Source organism: Microbacterium sp. MMO-56, assembly GCF_037146215.1.
In the GTDB taxonomy this organism is placed as follows: Bacteria; Actinomycetota; Actinomycetes; order Actinomycetales; family Microbacteriaceae; genus Microbacterium.
This window is the reverse complement of sequence record NZ_JBBCVW010000013.1, coordinates 16,892-33,102: the sequence shown is the minus strand read 5'-3', so window position 1 is coordinate 33,102 and position 16,211 is coordinate 16,892. Positions and strand designations below refer to the sequence as shown.

General features: G+C 71.7%; 19 protein-coding genes. 8 read left to right on the top strand and 11 right to left on the bottom strand.

The features are described from left to right. Positions 1-82: 82 nt before the first annotated feature. Positions 83-988: a hypothetical protein gene (locus tag WFI00_RS12115; protein ID WP_336632593.1), complete on the top strand. Its 906-nt coding sequence runs from the start codon at positions 83-85 to the stop codon at positions 986-988. Positions 989-1,137: 149 nt separating this feature from the next. Here the strand turns inward: WFI00_RS12115 and greA are convergent, their stop codons facing one another. Next, positions 1,138-1,626 carry a transcription elongation factor GreA gene (gene greA, locus WFI00_RS12110; RefSeq protein ID WP_336632594.1) on the bottom strand — a complete coding sequence of 163 codons (489 nt, stop codon included), beginning with the start codon at positions 1,624-1,626 and terminating at the stop codon, positions 1,138-1,140. A 74-nt stretch (positions 1,627-1,700) separates the two neighbouring features. Then, positions 1,701-2,129, bottom strand: coding sequence for a DUF4307 domain-containing protein (locus tag WFI00_RS12105; protein WP_336632595.1), 429 nt, complete (start codon positions 2,127-2,129; stop codon positions 1,701-1,703). A 92-nt stretch (positions 2,130-2,221) separates the two neighbouring features. Here WFI00_RS12105 and WFI00_RS12100 point away from each other — a divergent pair, with 92 nt between their 5' ends. Beyond that, the gene (locus WFI00_RS12100; protein ID WP_336632596.1) at positions 2,222-2,584 is read left to right on the top strand and encodes a hypothetical protein; all 363 of its coding nucleotides are present in this window, start codon (positions 2,222-2,224) and stop codon (positions 2,582-2,584) included. A 48-nt stretch (positions 2,585-2,632) separates the two neighbouring features. Here WFI00_RS12100 and trhA read toward each other — a convergent pair whose 3' ends face one another. Beyond that, complete coding sequence (gene trhA, locus WFI00_RS12095) at positions 2,633-3,334, bottom strand: PAQR family membrane homeostasis protein TrhA (RefSeq protein WP_336632641.1); 702 nt, start codon at positions 3,332-3,334, stop codon at positions 2,633-2,635. Between the two features lie 109 nt (positions 3,335-3,443). On the opposite strand from trhA, the gene WFI00_RS12090 reads away from it, so the two are divergent. The 3 genes from WFI00_RS12090 (at position 3,444) to WFI00_RS12080 (ending at position 7,368) form a co-directional block, all read left to right on the top strand. After that, positions 3,444-4,229, top strand: coding sequence for an isoprenyl transferase (locus WFI00_RS12090; protein WP_336632597.1), 786 nt, complete (start codon positions 3,444-3,446; stop codon positions 4,227-4,229). A 71-nt stretch (positions 4,230-4,300) separates the two neighbouring features. Continuing rightward, complete coding sequence (locus WFI00_RS12085) at positions 4,301-5,854, top strand: aminotransferase class V-fold PLP-dependent enzyme (protein WP_336632598.1); 1,554 nt, start codon at positions 4,301-4,303, stop codon at positions 5,852-5,854. Between the two features lie 164 nt (positions 5,855-6,018). Further along, positions 6,019-7,368, top strand: a complete 1,350-nt coding sequence (locus WFI00_RS12080) for a PhoH family protein (protein WP_336632599.1) — start codon at positions 6,019-6,021, stop codon at positions 7,366-7,368. A gap of 53 nt (positions 7,369-7,421) precedes the next feature. On the opposite strand, the gene WFI00_RS12075 is transcribed toward WFI00_RS12080, so the two are convergent. The 7 genes from WFI00_RS12075 to xseA are packed head-to-tail and all read right to left on the bottom strand — an operon-like array spanning position 7,422 to position 13,341. Continuing rightward, entirely contained in the window at positions 7,422-8,078 is a 657-nt protein-coding gene (locus WFI00_RS12075) for a response regulator transcription factor (RefSeq protein ID WP_336632600.1), read from the bottom strand. Continuing rightward, a complete protein-coding gene (locus tag WFI00_RS12070; RefSeq protein WP_336632601.1) occupies positions 8,075-9,058 on the bottom strand; it encodes a sensor histidine kinase in 984 nt (327 codons plus the stop codon). Before WFI00_RS12070 ends, WFI00_RS12075 begins: the two co-directional genes overlap by 4 nt. A 21-nt stretch (positions 9,059-9,079) precedes the next feature. Beyond that, complete coding sequence (locus WFI00_RS12065; RefSeq protein ID WP_336632602.1) at positions 9,080-10,477, bottom strand: class II fumarate hydratase; 1,398 nt, start codon at positions 10,475-10,477, stop codon at positions 9,080-9,082. Between the two features lie 55 nt (positions 10,478-10,532). Further along, positions 10,533-11,180 (bottom strand): carbonic anhydrase, encoded by a 648-nt coding sequence (locus tag WFI00_RS12060; RefSeq protein ID WP_336632603.1) that lies wholly within the window; start codon positions 11,178-11,180, stop codon positions 10,533-10,535. Continuing rightward, complete coding sequence (locus WFI00_RS12055; RefSeq protein WP_336632604.1) at positions 11,177-11,794, bottom strand: DUF4245 family protein; 618 nt, start codon at positions 11,792-11,794, stop codon at positions 11,177-11,179. The genes WFI00_RS12060 and WFI00_RS12055 overlap by 4 nt, the downstream gene beginning before the upstream one ends. Positions 11,795-11,810: 16 nt before the next feature. Beyond that, complete coding sequence (locus tag WFI00_RS12050) at positions 11,811-12,032, bottom strand: exodeoxyribonuclease VII small subunit (protein ID WP_336632605.1); 222 nt, start codon at positions 12,030-12,032, stop codon at positions 11,811-11,813. 34 nt (positions 12,033-12,066) lie between these two features. Continuing rightward, the gene (gene xseA, locus WFI00_RS12045) at positions 12,067-13,341 is read right to left on the bottom strand and encodes an exodeoxyribonuclease VII large subunit (protein ID WP_336632606.1); all 1,275 of its coding nucleotides are present in this window, start codon (positions 13,339-13,341) and stop codon (positions 12,067-12,069) included. Positions 13,342-13,476: 135 nt separating this feature from the next. Between xseA and WFI00_RS12040 the strand changes: the two genes are divergently transcribed. Continuing rightward, on the top strand, positions 13,477-14,502 hold the full coding sequence (locus WFI00_RS12040) for a 4-hydroxy-3-methylbut-2-enyl diphosphate reductase (RefSeq protein WP_442928323.1): 1,026 nt from the start codon (positions 13,477-13,479) through the stop codon (positions 14,500-14,502). Next, positions 14,499-15,110, top strand: coding sequence for a DUF6264 family protein (locus tag WFI00_RS12035; protein WP_336632608.1), 612 nt, complete (start codon positions 14,499-14,501; stop codon positions 15,108-15,110). The genes WFI00_RS12040 and WFI00_RS12035 overlap by 4 nt, the downstream gene beginning before the upstream one ends. A 30-nt stretch (positions 15,111-15,140) precedes the next feature. Here the strand turns inward: WFI00_RS12035 and WFI00_RS12030 are convergent, their stop codons facing one another. Beyond that, entirely contained in the window at positions 15,141-15,464 is a 324-nt protein-coding gene (locus tag WFI00_RS12030) for a hypothetical protein (protein ID WP_336632609.1), read from the bottom strand. 93 nt (positions 15,465-15,557) lie between these two features. Between WFI00_RS12030 and WFI00_RS12025 the strand changes: the two genes are divergently transcribed. Beyond that, positions 15,558-16,178, top strand: coding sequence for a TetR/AcrR family transcriptional regulator (locus WFI00_RS12025; protein WP_336632610.1), 621 nt, complete (start codon positions 15,558-15,560; stop codon positions 16,176-16,178). Positions 16,179-16,211: the final 33 nt, after the last annotated feature.

The following is a 16,211-nucleotide window of genomic DNA, read 5'->3' as shown; positions in this document are numbered from 1 at the left end:
CGCGGCGTGCGCGCGGGAGCTCGCGGAAGCGGGGCTGGGGATAAGCGGCGCGAGGGTCGCGGGGGTCGGGCAGGCTCGCCGCATGGCTCGACTCCCGGATGCGTTCACTGTCCACGACGCGCGGGCGTGGGGCGTCGACGATCGCCGGCTGCGCTCGCGTCGGGAGTGGCAGCATCCGTACCGCGGGATCCGGGCGGCCCCGGATGCCCGGTGGATCGACACCGTCGGGGTGCGGGTACGCGCCGCGGGCACCGCGGCGTTCCTCTTCGGACCGTCGGCGCTCCGTGCGTGGGGCCTGGAGCTTCCCGGAAGGCGCGGCGCGGACGACGGGGCCGGTGCGGACGCGGACGTGCACATCGCCGTCCCGAGGCCGGGGAGAGCCCCGCGCGGACAGGGGATCCTCGGGTACAGCGTCGGGATCGACGACGTGTGCGTGACGCGGCTGCGGGGCATCCGGATCACCACTCGCGCGCGCACCTGGGTCGATCTGGCGCGGTGGATCGGGATGCGCGATCTCGTCGCCGTCGGCGACCGGCTCTGCCTGCCCGAGGAGGACCTCTGCTCACAGAGCGAGCTCGAGACGGCACTGGCCCTCTCGCCGCGCGTGCGGGGCGCGGCGTCCCTCCGCTCGGCGCTCGCCCTCGTGGTGCCCGGCGCCGAGTCGTACCCCGAGTCGCAGATCCGCGTGTCGTGCGAACTGGCCGGCCTGCCGCGCCCGCTCGTCAACGCGGTCGTCCGCGACGGCCGTGAGCCGGTCGCCCGCGTCGACCTGCTCTTCGAACGGTGGGGCGTGATCGTCGAGTACGAAGGGGCGCACCACGCGCTCGATCAGCGGCAATGGCGCCGGGACCTCACGCGGATCGGCGAGCTGCAGCGACTCGGCTACATCGTGGAGCGGGCCCACGCGGACGACCTGCGCGATCCGACGCGTCTTGTCTCCCGCATCCGCACGCACCTGCTCCGCCGCGGTTGGACTGCGGGCGGATGATGCGTCGCGCGCGGGTCAGCGGAGGGGTTTCGGACGCCACAGGCGCCCGAATCCCGACGACGAGCTCTCAAGATCGTCGGAAGCGACCGAAACTCCGTCGAGATGGTGAGATGGCGAGATGACGCGAGGAGGCGCGAAGAGGGGAGGGCTTACTGGCCCGTGTAGGTCTCCACCTGGGTGATCTCGACCGAGATCTCGCGTCCGGTCGGAGCGGTGTAGGTCGTCGACTCGCCCACGGACAGACCGAGGATCGCGGCGCCGAGCGGGGAGGCCTCGCTGTAGACGTCGAGCTCGGAGCCCGCCGCGATCTCGCGGCTTCCCAGGAGGAAGACCTCCTCGCCGCCGGCGACGATCGCCGTCACGACCGTGCCGCTGCGGACGACCCCGTCGGCTTCGGGCGCCTCGCCCACGACGGCGTCCTTGAGGAGCGCCTGCAGCGTGCGGATGCGCGCCTCCTGCTTGCCCTGCTCGTCCTTGGCGGCGTGGTAGCCGCCGTTCTCCTTGAGGTCTCCCTCTTCACGCGCCGCCTCGATGCGAGCCGCGATCTCCGTGCGGCCCGTGGTCGAGAGGTGCTCGAGCTCGGCGGCGAGCCGGTCGTACGCATCCTGCGTGAGGAAGGTCTCCGTGTTGTCGGCCACGTCTCTCTCCTTGGGTCTGGTGCGGGGTAAACCGAACGCCCCGGCAGCTGCCGGGGCGCGTATGTCGGATCAGACTACGGGATCCAGCAGGAGGTCGCCAAACCCGTCGTCGCCTCCGCGACCGTCGGGATGGTCTCGGTGAAGCTTCGCGTGTGCGCGTCATCTGCCGGATACTGCACGACGCGCCATCCGACGACGCCGTGGTCGGTGTCTTGCGCCTCGATGGCGCACGTCACGGCGGCGCCACGTCGCAGCGTCACCTGGAACGAGACCGTCACGGAGTGCTCGTCGACGAGGTGGAACGCGGTGTTGTCCACGTCGACGGTCTCGATCGACTGCGCCACGGTGCTCCAGCCGAAGTAGCCGATGACGGCCACGACGACGATGCCGAACGCGATCCACGGGCCACGTCGGCGCGCCCCCGACCGGCGACGACCGTAGCGGTCGTCGAGCTCGGCGCGCACCTCATCGGTGAGGTCGTCCGGCGGGGTCACAGTGGTCATGTCGGGTCCGAGTCGAGGGGGAGGGCGATCTAGGCTGGAGTTCCAGGCTACGCCGTGCGCGCGCTGCGCCGGAACGACCGAACCGAGGAACGATGCAGACTCTCTCCCTCCCGCTGACGTGGCTCGCCGGATCGACCCGGGATGCCGGGCTCGCGACGCCGTCGCCGTCCATGACGGTCGACCCCGACGCGGTCACCCCGGGGTTCGTGGGCTTCGTCGCGATCGCGGTGATCGCCCTGGTCGTGGTCTTCCTCCTCATCGACATGCTCCGCCGCATCCGCCGAGCCGGCTACCGCGCGGACATCAACGAGCAGCTCGACGCCGAAGCGGACGCCGCGGCGGATGCCGCGAGCCCTGCGGACCCGGCAGCCCCGGCAGACCCGGCGGCGCGGCCGGATGCCGGCACGCACGAAGAGCAGGCCGGTTCGGACTCTGAGGACCCGCCGCGGCGCTGATCGCCGAGATCAGCCTGCCGATCGCACGGGTGGATACCTCCGCGCGCCTCAGGCCGCGCCGAGCGAGGGCACGACGGGCCGCAGCGCGATGAGCAGGCACGCGGTCCAGTGGCAGAGGAACGCCAGCACCGTGCAGAGGTGGAAGATCTCGTGGAAGCCGAAGTGGCCGGGCCAGGGGTTGGGCTTCTTCAGCCCGTAGCAGACCGCCCCGCCCGTGTAGAGGAGCCCGCCCACGATGACGAGGATCATCATGGCGACGTTCGCCACGAAGAGATCGACGAGGTACATCACGGCCGCCCACCCCAGCAGCAGGTAGAGCGCGACATACAGCCACCGGGGCGCATTGATCCAGAAGACGCGGAAGAGGATGCCCAGCAGCGCGCCCGACCAGACGAGGATGAGCAGCAGCAGACCCTTCTGGGGCGGCAGGGCGAGAACGGCGATCGGCGTGTAGGTCCCCGCGATCAGCAGCATGATGTTCGCGTGGTCGATCCGCTTCAGGACGGCCTTGGTCACGGGTCCCCACGAGAAGCGGTGGTACAGCGCCGAGTTGCCGAACAGCAGCACCGAGGTCGCCATGAAGACCGCCGAGGCCCATTTCGCCGGTGCTCCCTGCGCGAGGGTGATCAGCACGATCCCCGCAGCGACGGCCACAGGGAACGTGCCCGCATGGATCCAGCCGCGCCACGTGGGCTTGAGCTCGACGTGCGCGCCGACCGCCGCGGCATCGAGGAGAGGGAGCTGGGGCATCTCGACGCCCTCATCGGAGGTCTGATCGGGCACGCTCCGAGACTACGCTCGTGGGCATTCCCGTCAGAACATACGGGAGAGACGGCGCCCGGCGCGCTAGCGTAGGGATGTGACACCGACGGCATCCGGCGAGGGGAAAGGTTTTCTCTATCGTCTGTACGGCTCGCGCCTGCGCCGTCGTCTCACCCCGGCGAGCGTGCCGCACCACGTGGCGATGATGATCGACGGCAATCGGCGCTGGGCTCGGCAGTCCGGGTACGCCACCGTCGCCGAAGGCCATCGCGCGGGCGCCGCCAAGATGCACGAATTCCTGCGGTGGTGCGACGACCTCGGCATCCGCGTCGTGTCGCTGTACCTCCTCTCGCACGACAATCTGCGCAAACGCGATTCGCAGGAGCTGACCGATCTGATCGAGATCATCGCGGAGCTCGCCGACGAGCTGTCGCACGAGCCGGGCTGGCGTGTCCAGCACGTGGGGCGGGCGGAGGGTCTCCCCGCCGATCTCGCACGGGTGCTCAAGACCGCCGAGGAGCGCACCGCCGGGAACACGGGTCTCCATGTGAACCTGGCCGTCGGGTACGGAGGGCGCGGCGAGATCGTCGATGCCGTCCGCAGCATCATCAGCCAGCATCAGGAGAGCGGCGGATCTCTCGAGGACCTGGCGGCGAGCCTGACCCCCGAGCAGATCGGCGAGCACCTCTACACGGGCGGACAGCCCGACCCCGACCTGGTCATCCGCACCTCGGGGGAGCAGCGGCTCAGCGACTTCCTGCTGTGGCAGTCCGCCCACTCGGAGTTCTACTTCGTCGAGGCGCTCGGCCCGGATCTGCGCGAGGTCGACTTCCTTCGGGCGATCCGGGACTTCGCGACCCGCGACCGGCGCTACGGAGGCTGAGCCCGCCGGGGTCGCCGATCGCGGTGGCGCGGGCGCAGGCGCGGTGCGCGCCGCGTGACACAATGGCAAGCGTGAACGAACTGTCGTCGATGATCGATTCGTTCGGCGACGTGGCGCCGGGATACCTCGACTGGGCGCGGTTCGGACCGCTCTCGCCGGTGGTACGGGCGGAGATGTCGGCGGACACCGAGACGCTCGGTACCGGACGGTCGGCGGGCATCGACCTGGTCGCCGCGCGGTCGGACGAGGCCCGCGACCTCGTCGCCCGCGTCATGGACCTGCCGGTAGACGAGATCGTCCTGCAGCCCTCGACGAGCTACGGCCTCCAGCACGCGTTCCTCGGACTGACCGGAACGGTCGTGCTCCCCGCTCTGGAGTTCCCCGCCATGCGACTGGCCGCCGGGCGGGCGGCGGCGGCGCGAGGCCTGCTCGCCGTGCGCGAGATCGACCCGCCCGCCGGGATCGTCACGCCCGCGGACATCGCGACGGCCCTCACCGACGAGGTCACCGCCGTCGCGCTCAGCCTCGTCGACTTCCGCACCGGCGCCGTCGCCGATCTGGAGGGCATCCGCGGCGTCATCGGCGACCGGCTGCTCATCGTCGACGCGATCCAGGGCTTCGGCGTCACCGACGTGGAGTGGACCGCGGCCGACGTCATCGTCGGCAACGGGTACAAGTGGCTGCGCGCGGGCCGCGGAACCGGCTTCGCGCGGTTCTCGCCGCGGGCGCGGGAGCGTATCGAGCCCGTCCTGTCGGGCATCTCCGGCATGGTCGGCGACGAGACGACGCGGGGGGTGCCCCAGGCGGTGGCCGGTGCCGCCGCGTACTCGGTCGCGCCCGGCGACCCCCTGGCCGCGTCGAGACTGGTCGCCGCTCTGCGGGAGATCCTGGATGCCGGTGTGGGCGCGGTCGCGGCGACCGTCCGGGAGCGTGCACAGGAGGTCATGCAGCTCGCCGACGGCTTCGGGCTGCCGGTGATCACGCCGCGCGACGCCCACGCGGGCATCGTGACGCTGATGCCCGACGCGGCCGACGCGCCGGCGCTGGCCGCGGCGCTGGCCAACCACGGCCTCACCGTGACCGCCCGCGGCGGCGGCATCCGCGTCTCGACGCACGTCGGAGGCGGCTGCGTGGGTGAGCTGGGCGACGCGCTGGCGGACGCCGCGGCGCGCCGCGCCGTCACGATCGACCTGGCTCCCGACCTCGGCGCGGGACTCCCCGCGGCGGAGGTCTTCACGATCGAGCTGCCCGAGGACGCCTCGGCGGGACTCGCCGCGGACACGGTCGGCGAGGAGGCCGTCGATGCCGAACCGGCCGCGCCGGTCGACCCTGCGGCGGAGCAGCCCGCCTCCGCGGAGCACGCCGAGCCGCAGGAGTTCACGCCGCTCCCCGAGGACGCCGCGACGCAGGAGCTCACCGTGTCGACCGAACACACGGGTGCGTGGGGCGCCGACGGTGACGAACCGGACGACGAGATCGTGATCGCCACCGTCGAGGACGACGAGCCGCACGGCGACGACGAGGCCAGGGCTGACGACGAGACCCGCGTCGACGACGGGACCCGCGTCGACGACGAGACCCGGGGCGCCGACGGAGACCGGCAGCCGGACGCCGTTCAGATTTAACCCGCCCGCAACCTCCGGGCGGCGTGTCGCGGGTGGCGAGCGATCCGTCCGCGACGTACCGTCATCACATCGGGCACGGTGCCCGGTCGAGTCGGCCGATCCACGACTCGTGGCCCTGGTCGACTCGAGACTGCCGGGTGATGAACCCGGGGCGGGAGTGGGTTGTGACCACACGAGTTCCAGAGCAGCAGCAGCGTATCGGCACGGACTCGGAGGTGGATCAGGACCTGCGCACCTACGTGCTCGACACGTCCGTCCTCCTCAGCGATCCGCGGGCCTTCTTCCGCTTCGCCGAGCACTCCGTCGTCGTCCCGGTCGTCGTGATCACCGAGCTCGAGGCCAAGCGCCACGATCCCGAGCTCGGCTACTTCGCGCGCCAGGCGCTGCGCCACCTCGACGAGCTGCGTGTCGAGCACGGACGCCTCGACTTCTCCGTGCCCGTCGGCGAGGGCGGCACGCTGCGCGTCGAGCTCGCGAACACGGATGCCTCGGTGCTGCCCGCCGGGCTCCGCCTGAGCGACAACGACACGCGCATCCTCGCCGTCGCCATGCACCTCGCACAGGACGGCCAGGACGTCACCGTCGTCTCGAAGGATCTCCCGATGCGCGTGAAGGCGGCCTCGCTGGGCGTCAACGCGGAGGAGTACCTCGCCGAGCAGGCGGTCGACAGCGGCTGGACCGGCATCGCCGACCTCAATGTGTCCGGCGACGACATCAGCGACCTCTACGAGAGCGAGGTCGCCACCAGCGACGACGTCCGGGGCCTCCCGATCAACACGGGGCTCGTCATCCACTCCGAGCGCGGATCGGCGCTCGGCCGTGTCACCGGCGACGGCGGGTACAAGCTCGTACGCGGCGATCGGGACGTGTTCGGGCTGCACGGCCGCTCGGCCGAGCAGCGGATCGCAATCGACCTCCTCCTCGACCCGGAGGTGGGCATCGTCTCCCTCGGCGGGCGCGCCGGCACCGGCAAGTCCGCGCTCGCGCTCTGCGCGGGGCTGGAGGCCGTGCTCGAGCGTCAGCAGCAGAAGAAGATCATCGTGTTCCGCCCCCTGTTCGCCGTCGGAGGCCAGGAGCTCGGCTACCTCCCGGGCGACCAGGCGGAGAAGATGAACCCCTGGGGTCAGGCGGTCTTCGACACCCTCGGCAGCGTCGTGTCGGGCAACGTCCTCGAGGAGGTCGTGGCGCGCGGGATGCTCGAGGTCATGCCGCTCACGCACATCCGCGGGCGGTCGCTGCACGACGCCTTCGTGATCGTCGACGAGGCCCAGTCGCTCGAGCGGAACGTCCTGCTCACGGTGCTGAGCCGTATGGGGCAGAACTCGCGGGTCGTCCTGACCCACGACGTCGGCCAGCGCGACAACCTGCGCGTCGGTCGCCACGACGGCATCGCGTCGGTCATCGAGACCCTCAAGGGACACGGCCTGTTCGGGCACATCACGCTGACCCGCTCGGAGCGGTCGGCGATCGCCGCCCTCGTGACCGACCTGCTGGAGCAGGGCGAGCTCAGCTGAGAGCGTCGACGGACCCCGCCGCGCGTCCCGCGCCCGCGGCGGGGTCCGTCGCGTCAGTCCCAGCGGTAGCCCTCGCCGCGGACGGTGACGATGTGCTCCGCACCGAGCTTCGAGCGGAGGTATCGCACGTACACGTCGACCACGTTCGAGCCCGGGTCGAAGTCCATCCCCCAGATGCGGCTCAGGAGGACCTCGCGCGTGAGCACGGTGCCGGGATGGCGCAGGAACTGCTCGGCGAGGGCGAACTCCCGCGCCGACAGGTCGACGTCGCGGCCCGACACCGTGGTGCGGCGCCCGAGCAGATCGAGCGACACGTCGCCGTGGGTGAGCACCATGTCGATCGCTCCCGTGCGCTCGCGCAGCCGGGACCGCACACGCGCCATGAGTTCCGCCACGGAGAAGGGCTTCGGCACGTAGTCGCTCGCGCCCGCGTCGAGCCCGTCGACGGCGTCGCGCGCCGAGGAGCGCGCCGTCAGCATGATCACCGGCGTCCCGTGGCCGTCGGCGCGCAGGGCGCGCAGCACCTCGAAGCCGTCCATGCCCGGAAGGCCCACGTCGAGGATGATGAGGTCGATGTCGCCCTCCCGAGCGCGGTCGAACGCCGCGTGGCCGTCGTCCGCGCTCACGGTGTCGTACCCGTCGGCGCGCAGGGCACGGACGACGAGCGAGACGATGTGCGGTTCGTCGTCGACGACGAGGATGCGGGTCATCCGGAGGCCTCTCGCTGGAGCACGACGGCACCGGCACGCACCGGTGCGGGAAGCGACGCACGCGTGCCCGTGGGGATGTCGAGCGTGAGCGTCGCGCCGCCTTCGGGGGTGTCGGCGACCGTGCAGTGCCCTCGGTGCGCCTTGGCGATCGCGTCGACGATCGCGAGGCCGAGCCCCGACCCGCCGACGGACCGCTTGCCCGTGCCGCGGTCGAACCGGCGGAAGACGCGGTGGCGGAGCGCCGGCGGGATGCCCGGTCCATGGTCGCGGACCCAGAACTGCACCCCCGAGGCGTAGACCGCGCTGCCGATCTCGATGGGCGAGCCCTCGGGCGTGTACTTGGCGGCGTTGTCCGCCAACTGCAGCCACGCCTGCAGCAGTCGGTCGTGGTCGCCCTGGATCGTGCCCGTGGCGGCCTGCTCGACGCTCCAGACGTGCCCCGGGATCACGCCGACCAGCTCGGAGACGCGACGGGTGAGCGCCGCCACGTCGACGTCGCTCATCGTGAAGCTGTCGAGCTCGACCGCCGCGAGCAGGTCGATGTCGCCGATCAGTCTCGTCATGCGGTCCAGCTCGGCCATGCCGAGCTCCCGTGTCGCGGCGGCATCCTCCGGATCGTCGACGTCCATGATCTCGAGGTGACCGCGGACGATCGTGATGGGCGTCTTCAGCTCGTGGCGCACGTCGTCCAGCAGGCGTCGCTGCGCCTCGACCGACACGTCGACGCCGTCGGCCGGACGCGCATGGGCGTCGTCAAGGAGCGCCCACAGCACCACCCCGGTCACCGCGACCGTGGCCGTCGCACCGAACCCGTAGACGACGACCGCAGGCCAGGACACGGGAGCGGAGGTCACCGCGAGCGCGACGAGCACACCGAGACTCGTCACCGTGAAACCGGCGCCGATGACCGTCAGCACGAGGAAGGTGACGCGCCGGCGCCGCGAGGACGCGGCCCCGGCGGCGCTGTCGGTGCGGTTCACGCTTCGATTATGGCCCCCGAGTCACCCCGGGTGCGTCATCGAGAGAAGATCGAGCTTCTCGTCGAGCTGCTGCTCGGTCAGCTCGCCCCGCTCGAGGTAGCCGAGGTCGACGACCGCTTCGCGGACGGTGATGCCCTTCGCCACGGCGTGCTTGGCGATCTTGGCGGCCGCCTCGTACCCGATGAGCTTGTTCAGGGGCGTCACGATCGACGGCGACATGCCGGCGAAGGCGGCCGCTCGATCGACGTTCGCCTCGAGGCCGTCGATCGTCTTGTCCGCGAGCACGCGCATCGCGTTCGAGAGCAGGCGGATCGACTCGAGGAGGGCGGTGCCCATGACGGGGATGGCGACATTGAGCTCGAAGGAGCCGGACGCCCCGGCCCAGGCGACCGTCGCGTCGTTGCCGATCACGCGCGCGCAGACCATGAGGGTGGCCTCCGGCACGACGGGGTTGACCTTGCCGGGCATGATCGACGACCCGGGCTGCAGGTCGGGGATGTGCAGCTCTCCGAGACCGGTGTTGGGGCCCGAGCCCATCCACCGGATGTCGTTGTTGATCTTGGTCAGGGAGACGGCGATGGTGCGCAGGGCGCCGGATGCCTCGACGAGACCGTCGCGGTTCGCCTGGGCCTCGAAGTGGTCCTTCGCCTCGGTGATGGGAAGCTCGGTCTCGGCCGCGAGCAGCGCGATGACCTTCTGCGGGAAGCCGAGCGGCGTGTTGATCCCGGTTCCGACCGCGGTGCCGCCGAGCGGCACCTCGCCGACGCGGGGGAGGACGGCCTGGACGCGCTCGATGCCGAGACGGATCTGGCGCGCGTAGCCGCCGAACTCCTGGCCGAGGGTCACCGGGGTGGCATCCATGAGGTGCGTGCGTCCCGACTTGACCGCGTCCTTCCAGAGCTGCGCCTTCGCCTCGAGGGCGACGGCGAGGTGATCCAGCGCGGGGATCAGGTCGTCGATCAGAGCCTGGGTCACGGCGATGTGCACCGACGTCGGGAACACGTCGTTGGAGGACTGGGACGCGTTGACGTGGTCGTTCGGGTGGACGGTCGCGCCGAGCTTCTGGGTCGCGAGGGTCGCGAGGACCTCGTTCATGTTCATGTTCGACGAGGTGCCCGAGCCCGTCTGGTACGTGTCGACGGGGAAGTGCGCGTCGTAGCGACCGGTGATGACGTCGTCCGCCGCGGCGGCGATCGCGTCGGCGATGGCCCCGTCGAGCGTCCCCAGCTCCTTGTTGGCGAGCGCCGCCGCCTTCTTGATCCGCGCGAGCGCGGCGATCTGCGTCGACTCCAGGCCCGAGCCCGAGATCGGGAAGTTCTCGACGGCGCGCTGCGTCTGCGCCGCGTACAGGGCGTCCTTGGGCACCCGGACCTCGCCCATGGTGTCGTGCTCGATGCGGTACTCGGTGTTCTCTGTCATGGTCACGTCCTCGTGTGTCGGCGGGTTCGGTGGAAAGCGGAGTGGAGGGTCGTGATCAGCCGTCGAGGCCGACGATCACGTGCGGCACGGCCGTGCCCTCGCTCAGACGGTAGTTGGCGCCGACGATGGCCAGGCGGCCCTCGGCGACGGCGTCGCTGATCAGGCGGGACGAGGCCAGGATGTCGTCGATCGTGTTCTGCAGATGCGCGATCCCGACGTCTTCGGCGTCCAGGCTGCGCGGATCGATGCCGCGGCTGCGACGGAGGACGGTGCGCGCGGCGGGCACGATCTTCGCGATGAGACGCCAGATGTGCGGGGGGAGCTCGGGGCTGTCGAGGGCGGTCGAGTCGATCGCCGCACGCACCGCGCCGCACGCGTCGTGGGCGAGGACGATGACGAGCGACACGTCGAGCGCGGCGACCGCGTACTCGAGGCTGGCGATCGCCGAGTCCGAGGCCACCTGCCCCGCGTTGCGCACGACGAAGAGGTCGCCGAGCCCCTGGTCGAAGATGATCTCGGCGGCCAGACGCGAGTCGGCGCATCCGAACAGAGCCGCGCGCGGTGTCTGGGCGGCGGCGAGCACGTGCCGCCGTTCGACGTCCTGACGGGGATGGCGGGGCTCCCCCGACACGAAGCGCGCATTGCCGTCGCGCATCTCCTCCCAGACGGAGAGCGGTGTCGGGCGGGTCGTGGCATCCGTCATGGGGTCTCCTCGCGCAGGGAGCGGATCTGGTCGGCGATGCCGGATGCGGCGATCGCGGCGTCGGCGGCGCCGGTCGCGCCGTAGACGAGGATCGTGTCGGTGCCGGCCGTCGTCGACAGTGCGTAGGACACCGTGTCGGTGCGCCCCGCGATGACGTACTCGTCCCAGTCGATGCCGTCGATGGTCACATGGCCGGTGGGGGCGACTCCGCCCAGCTGGCGGGTGGCCCAGCCCTCGGGTGCGTCGATGCCCTGGGCGACGCGGAGATAGCCGGACGGCCAGGCGTAGACGACCCGCCACATGCCGCCCTCGAGCCGGGCCGAGTTCGCGCGCCAGTCCGCCGGGGCGACCGGCACGATCAGGGGGTGACCGAGGGAGGCGGAGGCGGTCTGCGCGGACGCGGCGACATCCACCGGCTCCGGCTCGGCGAGCGAGCCGCGGGGGACGCCGAGGTAGACGACGGCCACCACGGCGACCGTCACGAGGAGCGCGGCGATGAGGTTGCGGAAGGTCTTGCTGGAGCGGTACGCCGCGGACGCCGCCGCCTTGCGGTCGGCCGTCTCCTCGGGGGTCTCGGGGCGCCCGAGCTCCGCGACCACGCGGGGCGCCGCCATCAGAGGGTCACCGCGCTCATGCGTCGGCGTCCGCGGGGCGGGCGGCGTCGAGCAGGCGCTTGGCGCCGACGAGCCATTCCTCGCAGCGCGCGGCAAGCGCCTCGCCGCGGGTCCACAGCGTCAGCGACTGCTCGAGGGTCGGCGCACCCTGCTCGAGTTCGGCCACGACGCGCACGAGTTCGTCGCGAGCCTGCTCGAAGGAGAGGCTCGCGACATCGGTCCCGGCGTCGGCGGTCATGCCCTCCATCTTAGGACGGCCTCACGACACCGACTCACGCGCCGGACTCCGCGACGGGTCCCTCGGAGCGGGCGGCGAAGGACCCCTCGGCGACGGTCACGACGACCGCCGCGCCCGCGGGCGCCTGCGTCGCATCGCGCACGATCACGCCGCCCTCGAGGTGTGCGATCGCGTACCCGCGGGCGAGCGTCGCACCGGGCGAGAGGGCGCGCAGCGATGCGCGCAGCTGCGCGGTCGTGCGCTCGGCCTCCTCGAGCCGACGCGACACGCGGTCCCGCCCGCGCGAGGTGAGGGTCCACAGCTCGTGGGCGCGCGCGGTCAGCATCGCCTCGGGCGTGCGCAGCACCGGACGGGTGCGCACCTGCTCGAGGTGGGCGATGTCGTGGGCGATGCGCTGCGTCAGGCGGGTGCGGGCGCGCGAACGCAGCTGCTGGACGAGCGCGCGCTGCTCGGCGACGTCGGGCACGACGCGCTTCGCGGCATCCGTCGGCGTCGAGGCCCGCACGTCGGCGACGTCGTCGAGGAGGGGATGGTCGTTCTCGTGCCCGATCGCCGAGACGATCGGCGTGCGGGCCGCGGCGACCGCGCGCAGGAGCCGCTCGTCGCTGAAGCCGAGGAGGGTCTGCGGGTCGCCGCCGCCGCGCGCGATGACGATCACATCGACGTCGGGATCGTCGTCGAGCACGCGCAGCGCGGCGATCGTCTCGGGGACGCAGCGGTCGCCCTGCACCGCGGCATGCACGGTGCGGAACCGTACCTGCGGCCAGCGCAGCTCGGCGTTGCGGTGCACGTCCTTCTCCGCATCGCTGCGCTCGCCCGTGATGAGGCCGATGACGTGGGGGAGGAAGGGGATGCGCTTCTTGCGCGCCGGATCGAACAGACCCTCCGACCTCAGCTGTGCACGCAACCGCTCGAGGCGCTCGAGCTGGTCGCCGAGGCCGGTGTGGCGCATCGCGGAGACCGTGAAGGTGAAGTCGCCCGACTTCACGAAGTAGTCGCTCTTGACGCAGGCGACCACGCGGTCGCCGACGGCGAGATCGTCGGGAAGGCGCTGCAGCGTCGACGACCACAGGCGGAACGAGATCATCGCGTCGCCCGACGCGTCTTTCAGCCTTCCGAACACGTGGCCGCCGCGCAGATTCCACGCGGTGATCTCGCCCTCGACCCAGACGGACCCCCAGGTCGACACAAACCCGCGGATCGTCTCGTTCAGACGCGAGACGGAGGTGGGGGCGTCGGGGGAGGAGTCGCGCGGATGCACGGAGTCCGGCGGCGCGGACTGGCCGGCCGCGGGTGTGAACGAGGTCATGGCTCGTTCCTCCTTCCGTCGGGCGGGGCGGCCCGGTCGTTCCCGGCCCTCCGCCGCGCGTGCGGCCCCCGCTCAGCGTCGCATCCGTAGAATCGCAGGGTGAGCAGCACAGCCGTCCGCCTTCCCTCGCCCCGCATCCCCGGGGCCCGTGGACGGCTTCAGGATAACCCGGTCCCCGGACACAAGAAGGTGCTGCTCGCGTCGCCGCGCGGGTACTGCGCGGGCGTCGACCGCGCCGTGGTCGCCGTCGAGAAGGCGCTGGAGCGCTACGGCGCGCCCGTCTACGTCCGCAAGCAGATCGTGCACAACATCCACGTCGTCACCGAGCTCGAGGCGAAGGGCGCGATCTTCGTCGACGAGGTCGACGAGGTCCCCGAGGGCGCTCACGTGGTGTTCAGCGCGCACGGGGTCTCCCCGGCCGTCGTGGGCGCCGCCGCCGAGCGCGGGCTGCACGCGATCGATGCGACCTGCCCGCTCGTGACGAAGGTTCACCGCGAGGCCGTCCGGTTCGCGCGCGACGACTACGAGATCCTGCTGATCGGTCACGACGGCCACGAAGAGGTCGAGGGTACCGCGGGCGAGGCGCCGGACCACGTGACGATCGTGAACTCGCCCGACGACGCCGACCGCGTCGAGGTGAAGGACCCCGCCAAGGTCGTGTGGCTCTCGCAGACGACCCTCTCCGTCGACGAGACGATGGAGACGGTGCGCCGACTGCGCGAGCGCTTCCCCGACCTCAACGACCCGCCCTCCGACGACATCTGCTACGCCACGCAGAACCGTCAGGTCGCGATCAAGAAGGTCGCACGCGACGCGGACCTGGTGATCGTCGTCGGATCGGCGAACTCCTCGAACTCGGTGCGCCTGGTCGAGGTCGCGCTCGAGTACGGCGCCGCTGCGGCGTACCGTGTCGACTACGCCCATGAGATCCGCCAGGAGTGGCTCGACGGCGTCGAGACCGTCGGGGTGACCAGCGGGGCCTCCGTGCCCGACGTCCTCGTCCAGGAGGTGCTGGAGGAGCTCTCCGGGGCCGGCTACCGCGACGTGGAGGAGGTCCGCACGGCGGAGGAGGACCTGATGTTCTCCCTGCCGAAGGAGCTACGCCAGGACGCGAGCGGAACCCGTGACGGACGCGCGCTGGGTGGGCGGAACCGGCCGTGACCGATCCGTCGTCCGAGCGGATGCCCGGATCCGCGCCGGACCCGGGTCAGCGACCGCGTCCCGCCTACGGCGAGTATGCGACGCCGGAGGAGCAGCGGGCCGCGATCCGGCAGCCTCTCGACGCGGGAGCGTCGGCGAGCGGCGTTGCGCCCGGGGCGGGTGGCGCGGGCGCGCATCCGCCGCTGCCGCATCCGCCGACCGGTCCGCTCCCGCATCCGCGACCGACGACGGCCGCGGCACGTCCGACGCGGACGGCGGATCGGATCATCACGATCGCGCTGCTCGGGTACGGCCTGGTCACGGTGCTGAGCGCGGTGCCGCAGCTGTGGAACTTCGACGGGTTCGCACAGTCGTGGATGCAGCTGGCGGGCATCGACGCCGCCTTCACGAACCTCGCGCAGGGAGAGCTGTGGGGGAGGATCGGCGCCGGCGTCTTCGTCGTGGGCTGGCTGCTGACCGCCGTCGTGTCGTGGCGATCCATCGTGCGGCGTCGACTCAGCTGGTGGATCCCGCTGGTGGGTGCCATCGTCACGTTCGTCGTGGCGAGCATCTGCCTGACCGTGCCGCTGCTGGGCGACCCCGCCGTCATCTCCCACTTCGGCGGCTGACCGAGCCCGGCGTGCGCGCGGGCGTCCGGCTCAGCGGCGGGGCGGGGCGGAACGTGCGGTGCGCGTCCGGAGTCGCGCGGAGCGCGCCCCATGCAGGCGCAGGAGTCGCGGGACGACGACGTAGACCGCCAGCGGCACCACGACGACGGTGAGGACGAGAGCGCGCAGCACCGGATGCCAGGACTCGGAGAAGGGCGCGAGCGCGGTCATCCCGATCGCCACCAGCGGGAAGATGGCGACCCAGGTCAGCAGCGCGCGGACGTGGATGCTCGGAAGCGGCGGGGGTGCCTGCGCGGGCGTCGCGGGAGTCGGCACCTGCGGTGCGAAGGCGGGTGCGGTCTCTGCGGCGTCCATCGGCAATCTCCAACTGTTCGTTTGGTGAATGCCACTCTAGCCGAGCTCGCGGCGAAACTGCAACTGTCGAGTTGGATTTGATAGGCTCGCGCCATGGCCTGGGACACCGAGCGCACGCGCCGCCTGCTGCTGGAGGCGGCGACGGCGGAGTTCAGCGCGCACGGCCCCGACGGTGCTCGCGTCGACCGCATCGCCACGCAGGCGGGCGTCAACAAAGAGCGGATCTACCAGTACTTCGGCAGCAAGGACGCGCTCTTCGACGCCGTCATCGCGCACGAGCTCGGCGAGGTGACCGCGGACGTCCCGATCGTCGGCTCGGGTCCCGACGCGATCGGGGAGTACGCCGCGGCGCTCCTGGAGCGCATCGTGGCGCGTCCGGAGCTCGGCCGGCTCATCGCGTGGGAGGGCCTCGTCCGCGGGACGGAGATCGAGGGGCGCGACGAGCGCTGGCGGCACTGCCGCGACAAGATCGCCGCGGTCCAGGCGGCGCTGCCCGGAGTGGATGACCGCCAGGCGGGGCACCTCCTGCTCACCATCGTCACGCTGACCGACGGCTGGCGGGTCTTCCCGCAGTTGGGCGCGATGTTCGTCGGCGACGGGGCGCGCCCCGAGGCGCAGGAGGAGCGGCGGCGCGAGCTGCGCGCCGTGGCGGTCGTGCTCGCGGAGCGGGCGGTGGCGGACGCCGCCGCGGCGTCCGCGGCATCCGGATCCTGACGCGCGTCCTGGCCGGCCCGCCGAGGGCGCGTC

Coding starts and splice junctions, on each gene's coding strand:
- WFI00_RS12060 (WP_336632603.1), bottom strand. CDS start 11,180: ATGACGGATGCCACGACCCGCCCGACACCGCTCTCCGTCTGGGAGGAG.
- WFI00_RS12115 (WP_336632593.1), top strand. CDS start 83: ATGGCTCGACTCCCGGATGCGTTCACTGTCCACGACGCGCGGGCGTGG.
- WFI00_RS12050 (WP_336632605.1), bottom strand. CDS start 12,032: ATGACCGCCGACGCCGGGACCGATGTCGCGAGCCTCTCCTTCGAGCAG.
- WFI00_RS12030 (WP_336632609.1), bottom strand. CDS start 15,464: ATGGACGCCGCAGAGACCGCACCCGCCTTCGCACCGCAGGTGCCGACT.
- WFI00_RS12105 (WP_336632595.1), bottom strand. CDS start 2,129: ATGACCACTGTGACCCCGCCGGACGACCTCACCGATGAGGTGCGCGCC.
- WFI00_RS12055 (WP_336632604.1), bottom strand. CDS start 11,794: ATGGCGGCGCCCCGCGTGGTCGCGGAGCTCGGGCGCCCCGAGACCCCC.
- WFI00_RS12065 (WP_336632602.1), bottom strand. CDS start 10,477: ATGACAGAGAACACCGAGTACCGCATCGAGCACGACACCATGGGCGAG.
- WFI00_RS12100 (WP_336632596.1), top strand. CDS start 2,222: ATGCAGACTCTCTCCCTCCCGCTGACGTGGCTCGCCGGATCGACCCGG.
- trhA (WP_336632641.1), bottom strand. CDS start 3,334: ATGCCCCAGCTCCCTCTCCTCGATGCCGCGGCGGTCGGCGCGCACGTC.
- xseA (WP_336632606.1), bottom strand. CDS start 13,341: ATGACCTCGTTCACACCCGCGGCCGGCCAGTCCGCGCCGCCGGACTCC.
- WFI00_RS12025 (WP_336632610.1), top strand. CDS start 15,558: ATGGCCTGGGACACCGAGCGCACGCGCCGCCTGCTGCTGGAGGCGGCG.
- WFI00_RS12075 (WP_336632600.1), bottom strand. CDS start 8,078: ATGACCCGCATCCTCGTCGTCGACGACGAACCGCACATCGTCTCGCTC.